Source organism: Coleofasciculus sp. G2-EDA-02, from assembly GCF_040226375.1.
In the GTDB taxonomy this organism is placed as follows: Bacteria; Cyanobacteriota; Cyanobacteriia; order Cyanobacteriales; family Coleofasciculaceae; genus Coleofasciculus.
In genome coordinates this window covers 1-9,162 of record NZ_JAVKEW010000026.1, presented here as the reverse complement: position 1 = coordinate 9,162, position 9,162 = coordinate 1, and the positions used below count along the sequence as shown (strand labels likewise).

General features: G+C 46.3%; 6 protein-coding genes and 1 pseudogene. All 7 read right to left on the bottom strand.

Annotated features, from left to right (window positions below; genetic code table 11):
• Positions 1–175: 175 nt before the first annotated feature.
• The 7 genes and pseudogenes from RLO19_RS02950 to RLO19_RS02920 all read right to left on the bottom strand — a co-directional run bounded on the left by RLO19_RS02950 (position 176) and on the right by RLO19_RS02920 (position 8,758).
• Complete coding sequence (locus RLO19_RS02950; protein ID WP_446336526.1) at positions 176–1,834, bottom strand: ABC1 kinase family protein; 1,659 nt, start codon at positions 1,832–1,834, stop codon at positions 176–178.
• A gap of 248 nt (positions 1,835–2,082) precedes the next feature.
• Positions 2,083–2,193 (bottom strand): AvaI/BsoBI family type II restriction endonuclease, encoded by a 111-nt coding sequence (locus tag RLO19_RS02945; RefSeq protein WP_446353693.1) that lies wholly within the window; start codon positions 2,191–2,193, stop codon positions 2,083–2,085.
• 5 nt (positions 2,194–2,198) lie between these two features.
• Positions 2,199–2,531 (bottom strand): annotated as a pseudogene (locus RLO19_RS02940) (AvaI/BsoBI family type II restriction endonuclease); the annotation flags it as partial.
• Positions 2,504–3,904 (bottom strand): DNA methyltransferase, encoded by a 1,401-nt coding sequence (locus tag RLO19_RS02935; protein ID WP_446353691.1) that lies wholly within the window; start codon positions 3,902–3,904, stop codon positions 2,504–2,506. The gene RLO19_RS02935 and the pseudogene RLO19_RS02940, both read right to left, overlap by 28 nt.
• A gap of 820 nt (positions 3,905–4,724) precedes the next feature.
• A complete protein-coding gene (locus tag RLO19_RS02930; RefSeq protein WP_446353690.1) occupies positions 4,725–6,308 on the bottom strand; it encodes a B12-binding domain-containing radical SAM protein in 1,584 nt (527 codons plus the stop codon).
• Positions 6,309–6,482: 174 nt separating this feature from the next.
• Positions 6,483–8,057, bottom strand: coding sequence for a DUF4335 domain-containing protein (locus RLO19_RS02925; protein ID WP_446353688.1), 1,575 nt, complete (start codon positions 8,055–8,057; stop codon positions 6,483–6,485).
• Positions 8,058–8,167: 110 nt separating this feature from the next.
• Positions 8,168–8,758 (bottom strand): DUF3038 domain-containing protein, encoded by a 591-nt coding sequence (locus RLO19_RS02920; RefSeq protein ID WP_446353686.1) that lies wholly within the window; start codon positions 8,756–8,758, stop codon positions 8,168–8,170.
• Positions 8,759–9,162 lie beyond the last annotated feature (404 nt).

Here is a 9,162-nt window from a genome sequence, read left to right as displayed (position 1 = left end):
GGAGCAGGGGGAGCAGGGGGAGCAGGGGGAGCAGGGGGAGCAGGGGGAGCAGGGGGAGCAGGGGGAGCAGGGGGAGCAGGGGGAGCAGGGGGAGAAAATTTCTATAGCTTATTACTCTTTTTCTGTTGACTGTTGACTGTTCCCTGTTGACTGTTCACTGTTAACTGTTAACTGTTCACTTCAATCGTCCTGACTTAAGAATGCTGACAATTAACCACAATCCTAAAAAACTGGCAACACCGAATAGGACATTACTCAACAGTGAAAGCTGACTTGTTTGCGCTCCTGTCGAGATAATCGCTGCACCCATAATCAAAGACCCTACCAAAATACTAAATGAAAGCCGATTGGCTGAATCATCCAGACTGCGGCGCAGAGGGTCAATATCTCGAATTATGATATTCCACTTTAAGGTTTCTGAGGTGATTCGGTCAAGAAGTAACTCCACCTGACGGGGAGATTGCAACGAGAGGCTTTTGATATCCAGAGCAGTTCGGAGAAAGGTTTGCAAGGGATTTGAACCCAAAAGCTGACGCCGAAATAAATCGGTCATCAAGGGTTTGATTTCGTCGAGGAGATTTACCTCTGGATTAAAAGTACGAGCCACCCCTTCTAGGTTAGCTAGACACTTGGAATATAATCCCATATTACTGGGTAAGCGGACTCGGTTATTTCGGGCAAGTTCTAGGATTTCATAAAAAACCTCACTGAAGTTGATTTGTGAGACGCTGAGGTTGTAGTATTTTCTCAGCATGCGATCGTAGTCATTTTCCAACCGCGATAAGAGTACGGGTTGACCGGACTCAGACAGTTGCAGCGTTAACTGGGCGCAGCGTTGAGCATCTAAATCCACGATCGCGAGTAACATTTCGGTTAAAATTTGTTGGGTACGTGGGTCTAAACGCCCAACCATTCCGCAGTCCAAAAGCGCTACGCGACCATCCTGGAGGTAGAATAAGTTGCCCGGATGAGGATCAGCATGGAAAAAACCATCCACATAGAGTTGCTGAAAAAAGGCACGAAATAACAGCGTAGTAATTTCTTTGCGCTGTTCCATCTCAGTTTTGCTATCCGCGCCATTTTGCTCTACCGAAAACTGGGCTTCGAGAATGGGTTTACCCTCTAACCATTCCATCACCATCAGTTTCTGTGTCGTCAACTCCCAATAAATAGCGGGAACCACGATTTGCGTTGGGTCAAACCAGCGACTTCTGGAAAGATTGCGCCGTAATTGGTCAGTATAGCTGGCTTCTTTGGTAAAATCGAGTTCGGCTTCCAGGGCGTTGGCAAACTCATCCGCCAAAGCCACGACATCATAGTCTTGTCCAAAATCGGTGCGCGAGACTAAATCGGCTAAACTTTTAATTATCGCGATATCCTGAGGAACAACCTTATCAATTCCTGGACGCTGAACTTTCAGCGCTACCTCCTGACCATTTTTTAAGGTAGCTCGATGGGTTTGGGCAATAGAACCCGCAGCAACGGCTCTGGGATCAATTTTGGCAAAGGTTTCTTCTAAGGGTTGTCGTAGTTGTTTTCGCAGCAACACTTCAACCTCACTCCACGCCACAGGTGGTACTCTAGCTTGGAGTTCCGAGAGAGCATCAATATAATCGGCGGGTAACAAATCGGGACGAGTACTCAACAACTGTCCCAGCTTCACATAAACCGGTCCCAATTCTGTTAGCACGTTACGCAGCACCTCTGGGGGAGGTAATTGTGGTTTGTCAGTCTTGCTACCGGTTAGCAGTCTTCGCATGTACTCCCAACCATTGCGGAAGACGACTTCTAGAATGTCACGTTGTCGAGAGCTGTTTTGAGTTAAGGAGAACATGATTTATACTGATAGGCTTGGAATTGAGGTTAGTCTAGGAGTCAGGAATCAGCAGTAATCTAATCCCTTAACTAAATGATTCTATATTTACTATAAGAAATAATTTAATAATTGCAGGAATTTCCCAGGCTGACAATCAGTCTACAGGATTAAGTTATGAAATAAAATCAGAATCAACACATTTCGACTTGCCTGCATCCTACAGGTTACTCAACTTACACAGCCGTTTTCAGTTCGATGAGATACACTTAAAGACTACATAGCCAACGTGATATAGAAGCCAGTTGATCTTCATCCGTTAAGTTAGCTGCATTTGTCAGCGTTTCTTCCTGTAGCTGACGCCAGATTTCACCTGCCATTGCCTGAAATTTTCGATTAATCCCCGAATTGCTGCCATTTTATCTTGAGAATCTAGATAACCCGCTGCTTTATCCGAAACACCTGCTGCTGTTAATAAAGCTGGTTGTATGTCTTCAACATCAGCTAACTCGATAGGGGTTTTGGTTCTAGATGCAGCCGCTTTCAAAACTCTTGCTTGCTCGAAAAAGGGTGTAGCACGTCGATTTTTTTCTAAAGCTAAAGCGACAAAACCAGATCGAATTGCTGCATAAGGAGTCACTAAGTCATCACTAGAATTTAAATGCTGACAATAGGGCTTATCCGTTGTCATCAGCATTTTCTCCACACATAAATACACTTACGCAATGGTTCTCGCCCGTGTGCGCCCATTTGTTGACTACTATTGCCTTTACCATTGGGTAAAACGAGAATAGTTTCAACATCAAATCCTAGTTTTTCGGCTAAATCTGAAAGAATCAGATCCACGGAAATACTAGCTCCAGCATAGCGAACATTATCATTCACCATAATTAAGGGAGCATTAGATTTCAAAACTCGCGCACATTCAGCGATTGTACAAGCCATTTCGTAAAAGTAGCCGCGAACCATACGCGGAATTCCCTGGTTATTTAAAATTCCCCGTGCTTTTTGGTCATCTAAATAGTTCAAGATAGCTTGTAATAATTCCTGTTGCTCAGCCGCCGCGATCGCGGATTCCCAATGAGGATTAATTTGGAGTAAATCTTTGGGGCGATTTTCAACAGTACAACTTAGCATTTGTTGTCTCAAGTTTAATAGTTCCTGCTCTTTGATGCCCAACAATGCTAATTCTAATGCATAAGTTCTTGTGTAATCGTAGCGATTACAATAGGGAGGCGAAGTTAAAATAGCATGATATGAACTCTCTGGTAACCTTGGCATTAAATCTAGACATGAACCCTTGTCAAGCTTAATCTCACCTAGTTCCTTCTCTACCGAAAAAATTTCAAGCTGTTCATGCTGAGGCTGCAAATCAGCAACAATCTCATTGAGTTTACTGCAAATTGCTTCAGCCAAACTGGGGATTTTCCCTTTATTAAAAGCTTTCTTTCCGGGTTTCCGGTTGGAGCGATAATCCCAGCGCAAATATTGACCGTCCTTGCGCGTGTAACTCACTGATTCTAAAATACAAAGTAAGGCAAAGCGTAAAATAGCCTGAACTTGTTTATTCTCACCTTGCCATGCGCTCATGTATTGTTCAATTGCGTTTCGAGTTGATTCGGGATAAGCTCCTTTAGTAATTCGTAATTCTGGAATATAGCAGATACTCTCAACCTTTTCCCAGGGTCGTGTTGTTGACCAATGGGTTAAAGTAACGATATCATCATTAGTAAGGTGGGAGGCTATTAGTTTCCGAATGGTAATGAGTTCTTGACCAATGGGCAGTAGTTCAATTCCTTGGGCATTGATACCCATTTCACTCGCGACAAATAGGGCTGTACCACTCCCAGCGAATGGATCTAAGATTGTGCCGTTATTAATCCCATAACGCTGCAATAGATAGTTCACCAAAGCAGCAGAAAAGGCTTCCTTATACTTATACCACCGATATATTGAGCGAGTTTTATTGGCTTGATAACTAACCAGGGAGCGGTTAAGCTGCTCATGGACAATTAACTTGCTGTTGAAATGTTTTGATAATTTAGAGTCTAGGTGTTCAATTTCACCTAAACTGGGTTGAACTGATACCATTTACACTATGTACGGGTAAGCATATTTTAATGTAGTGCTGTAGCACATCTAATTTGATAGATTAACATCCAGCCACTGTAGGGGCGCACGCTCCGTCATGGGTGTCAACTTAAGCTCAACCCCTCACCCCCAGCCCCTCTCCATCCCCCTCCCGTCCCCCAATAGATCCCCCTCCCGTCCCCCAATAGATCCCCCTCCCGTCCCCCTTAAAAAGGGGGAAGCCAGGGGATGCTTCGCTTTTGTTGCACGGGGAAGCCAGGGGATGCTTCGCTTTTGTTGCACGGGGAAGCCAGGGGATGCTTCGCTTTTGTTGCACGGGGAAGCCAGGGGATGCTTCGCCTTTTATTCCATGGGGGGAATGGGGAGAGGGGAGCAAGAGTGCGATCGCAGATCTTGTAGGGTGCGTTAATGAAATGTAACGCACCATGTATAGCTTGATCGAATCTATGTCTGTCGTCCTGAGTCGGGGGCGAGGCTCAAAGCGTCATTAGTCGAGGCTTAAAGCGTCGTGAGCAAGGCTCCAAGTGTCCCCAGCGAGGTTCAAAGCGTCATTAGTCAAGGCTTAAAGCGTTATTAATCGAGGTTCAAAGCGTTATTAGTCAAGGCTTAAAGCGTTATTAGTTGAGGCTTAAAGCGTCATGGGCGAGGCTTAAAGACCCCGTAACAAAGTAGAGACGCGCCATGGTCAGACGCGCCATGGCGCGTCTCTACATTGCTCCCCCTGCTTTTGGCGCTTAAGTTGACACCAATGACTGACGTGTACCCGATTCAATCGTCAAATCTAATCTGCAATTTTAGCTGTGTCACGCCAATCGCCAATTTAGCTGACTAATTCGGTTTCTCTCACTTCAGCAGAAATCTTGGCTTGTTCCGCTAAATATTCCGCTAATTGTGCTTCAATATTATCCCGGACAATTTGACGATACTCCAGAAAATGCTCTAGATGAGCGCAATTGACGATATAACGCTCAAAGATGCGGGGATTGTTTTGCAAAATGGAGAATAATTGACGCCAAAATTGGAACCGAGTGGAACGCTTGACTCCCTGTCGCCACATAATAATTAATAGCGCCCGCAGAGTCATCCAGTCTGGTATCTTAAATTTGCGCTTGTGCGGCGTGGGTTGCATCTGGAGGAAATGGCGATGCACTCGCCCCAGATAACGGTGGGGTTCGTACAATTCCCAGAAACAACTGACATATTCGCGAGCGAGTTCTTCTACAGGACGAGTGGGGATAAAATTAATTAAGGTTCCTTGGTGAATATTCGCTTCCTTATCTTCTTCTAACAGACGCTCCTCTCGCTTAAGTCGATGCCATAACGCCGTATTAGGCAGAGCCTGAAGCATACTCACCATGGCTTGGGGGATTGCTGTAGCTTCTACAAACTCGATAATGCGATCGCCTGCTTTGGGTTTTTCCCCATCAAAGCCAATAATAAACCCTGCCATCACCCGCAGTCCAGTGCGATTAATGGTTTGTACCGCTTCCATCAGGGAGTTGCGAGTATTTTGGAATTTTTGGGTGAGGGATAGACTCTCCGTATCCGGTGTTTCAATTCCCAAAAACACACCCGTAAAATTAGCCGCTATCATCAGATCTAGCAATTCCTGATCCTGTGCCAAATCGACGGAAGCTTCTGTACTTAAGCGGAACGGATAGCCGTGTTCTGCCATCCACGGTCCAAGTTCTCGCAATAATAGCTTAACGTTCCGCTTATTGCCAATAAAGTTATCATCCACTAGGAAAATCGAACGCCGCCACCCCAAGTCATAGAGTCGTTGTAATTCGGCGAGTAGTTGTGCTGGGCTTTTCGTGCGCGGCTTACGTCCATAGAGGACAATAATGTCACAAAACTCACACTGAAACGGACAGCCTCTAGAAAACTGTACCGACATATCACTGTAGTCGCTTAAATTCAGTAAGTCATAGCGAGGAATCGGGGTATTGGTGACATCCGGCTTTTCTCCATCAGAACGCAATACGCCAGAGGTTTCTCCGCGTTCCAGCGCTTCGACAAACTTGGGTAAGGTAATTTCCCCCTCATCCAAAATTAGAAAATCGACCCCAGCTTGTAATGCTGTATCGGGTACAGAGGTAAAGTAGGGACCTCCGGCTGCAACTGTCTTCCCGCGCCGCTTGGCTTCCCGAATGATATGCAACAAATCAGGTTTTTGGACAATCATCCCGGATACAATAACCAAATCTGCCCAATCCCAATCTGCTTGAGTTTCTAACCTCGCATTCCGGTCTACCAGACGGAATTCCCAAGTCTGAGGCAATATCGCTGCCACTGTAATCATACCCAAAGGCGGCAGAGTCACCTTGCGTCCAACCAGTTCGATGGCTTTGTCAAAAGACCAGAAGGACTTGGGAAACTGGGGATAAAGGAGTAAAACGCGCATTGTAGTTTAGGTAGTGGGCAATGGGAATGAGGGAATTCTCCTGTGTGGGGTTTTCCCATTCCCAATTCCCCATAGTATAGTTCCATTTCGGATAGTCAAACATATACAAAGGGTTGAATTGGGATTATTTTGAGGATTAGTGTCAAGACAGCTATACCATCATCTGTGTTTCTTTCATCGCATTGGCTCTAAAAATGTCTCAACTTGACCATCTGGATTAAGTACAACCCGAATTATGGGATTCCTGTCTCCTTCAACGGGTGAAACAAACGGTTTGCCTACTAACGGAATACCGGTTTGTTCAATGTGAACTTGTGAGGCTCCTCCCAGAGGAATAATCCGTTCAATGGAACCATCTGGGGCGATAAATAGCCGATACTCTAGCGCTTTTGTCAAGTCCTCTAGCGGTTGCCATCGCTGTTGCAGATAGTTTCTCGCCTGTGCGACTTGGGGAATTGTGTCAAAGAGTCTATCCCTCGCTACTTCATCAGTGTTACCCAACTCGGTTGGCTCTGTCTCTATTGAGAGAGAAGGAGGAGGGGTGAGAACAGGCGAACGACTTGTCGCTCCTGGGAGTTCCGGTGTAGCCGGAGTGACATCAAGAGGGGGAAATACGGGCAGAGGTGGGGGTGTTGCGGGTATTTGGGTCGAACTAGGTGACCTTTGGGTATTGCTAGGGGGCGCTGGAAGGCGACTGGGCTGGGTAGGGGGTGGAGTGGGAGATGCGGCTGTACTCGGCGCGGGTTGAGCAGGAGGGCGCTGGGGTGGAGGCGCGATGGAAATTTCTGGACGTTGGATTACTGGTGCTGGCGATGAACTTTGAGCCGATGGTGTTGGGGGTTGAACGGGTTGGGGGGGAGGTAATGTGGGAGCGTTGGCTAAGGAGGGCGGTATGGTTGGAGTCGGAATCGGCGCAGGCGGCGAAGGTAAGGGTGAGGTTGTGGGTAGTGGCGGTACTTGAGCCAGGTTTGAGGGGACTTCTTCGGCTGAATCTGAGGCTTGATTGGGGGTTGAGGTTGCGGTTTGCTGAGTTAATTGGGATTGATTGAACCATCTCACACCCGCCGTGGTTAATCCTACGGCTAAGACGAGGGCGGCGGCGGCTTTTGTCCAAAGGGGTAGGACTTTGGCGGTACTGGCGCGATTAAGATTGGGTAAGGCTAAAATTTCTGCCGCATAGTCATCTAAAGCTGTGGCTAAATCGAATAGTTGTAGGACACTTAAGTACACTACTGATCCAGAGTCTTCGTTTGCTAGTTGACCGAGAACTAATTCATGGGTAACTAACCCTTTGGGTTTTAGGGTAATGCCTAAGGGTAGCGTCCAGGGTTTTAAGGGTTGTAACTTGGTGAATGGTATTTCAGATTCTTGAGTTTCTTGAGGTTGAGCCGAGGAAACTAAGGAGATAGGAGAGGTTGAGTGTTGGGCAATAGATTTGGATTCGTCTGGATGATCAGGTTGTACAGAAGGCGTTAATTTAGTCCAGGGTAATGGTTGGGAAGAAGCGTTGAGGAAGTTTTGTATGTATTGGCTAACTGCCTCATATAAGACATCAAGTTCCGTGCGATCGCCTTTTATGGTAATCAGCTTTTCATCAGGCTGTCGAGGATCGTCAAAATGCAACTCAAAACGTAAGTCCTTCACAACAGATTTCCCCACCCATCGCGATAAGGGTGAAGTTTTTGCCACAATTTCTAGAGTACAAGTGGGTGGAGTATAGCGGTGTAGAACTGAGCTAGGCATTATCATTTGTTATTCGTCATTTGTCATTAGTTATTTGACACAAAATTTTCGCACTTAGTCGGGGCGGGTTTAGTTACATCCAGGTGCAAAGAAAATGATAGTAGTAAAACCCGCCCCTACGCAGACGCTGAACCTAATAAAGCTAACCAGAGACGCCGATGACCATGAGAATCACTGTAAAAGAGTAAATCAATTAGTAGTTTGAATGCCAGTTGATTGAGTAAATCCATGGATACATTGTCTCTTTGCTCCATCCGTTCCTGATAGGTGTTGATAAATGTATCGAGATAATCTCCTAACAAAGCAGTACGATGGGGTTCACTATTTTGTTCAGTCATTTGTTCCAAAAGGGCTAGAGCCCGACGAATGAGTTCCTGATGCTGTTTAGCTAGGTGGCAAATAATCAAAACGAGCGATCGCGCTTCTTCCACATCCAATTTTTTGCGCCCCCCTGAACTTTTACGCTGGGGGTTAGACTGACGCAGACGCCATAACCCGACGCGATCGGACACCACTGACTCTAAATTCAAGTCAGCCGCCGCTTGCAGCATTGCTTCAGAACCAATACCCGCCAGGGCTTCCAGCGCCATCAAGATTAAGTCCAACTGGGTTTTAATGTTATCCAGTTGTAGAGAGTCTGGCACTTGAGCCAAGGGCAAATCCTGCCAAGCGTGAGACGATGTTGGCGTCTTTAGGGTAGAGCGCATAACGTTAGTGTAAGAAATTAAATCAGGCGGGTGGATGTAGTTACGAATCTAGAAACACGACTTTTAGAGTGTACCCTAAGTTTCCTTGGCGCAGAATTGAGGAGCAGAATCCCATGACAGCCATGGCGGGTATGAGGCAATCTATCAAATTAAGGTTTGCCATACCACTACGATGGTGATAATAGGACACGGCATTGCCGTGCCCCTACCCAATCAATTATCCCTTTGTGATCAGGGTACGATACTATCGTGATCTGATCTAGCTATCGAAACGTGGGGGGAGAGGGGGAGCTATAGAACCCCATCCTCAGCGGAACGAAGTGGAGTAGGGTGGGGATACATGGACTCCCCCAAGTAAAAAGCTAGTACTCGATGTGCTAGCTTTTTACAAGCCCTGCATCCTA

Excerpts from the sequence above, each read along its gene's own strand:
- RLO19_RS02950 (WP_446336526.1), bottom strand. The coding sequence starts at position 1,834 with ATGTTCTCCTTAACTCAAAACAGCTCTCGACAACGTGACATTCTAGAA.
- RLO19_RS02945 (WP_446353693.1), bottom strand. The coding sequence starts at position 2,193 with ATGGCAGGTGAAATCTGGCGTCAGCTACAGGAAGAAACGCTGACAAAT.
- RLO19_RS02935 (WP_446353691.1), bottom strand. The coding sequence starts at position 3,904 with ATGGTATCAGTTCAACCCAGTTTAGGTGAAATTGAACACCTAGACTCT.
- RLO19_RS02930 (WP_446353690.1), bottom strand. The coding sequence starts at position 6,308 with ATGCGCGTTTTACTCCTTTATCCCCAGTTTCCCAAGTCCTTCTGGTCT.
- RLO19_RS02925 (WP_446353688.1), bottom strand. The coding sequence starts at position 8,057 with ATGATAATGCCTAGCTCAGTTCTACACCGCTATACTCCACCCACTTGT.
- RLO19_RS02920 (WP_446353686.1), bottom strand. The coding sequence starts at position 8,758 with ATGCGCTCTACCCTAAAGACGCCAACATCGTCTCACGCTTGGCAGGAT.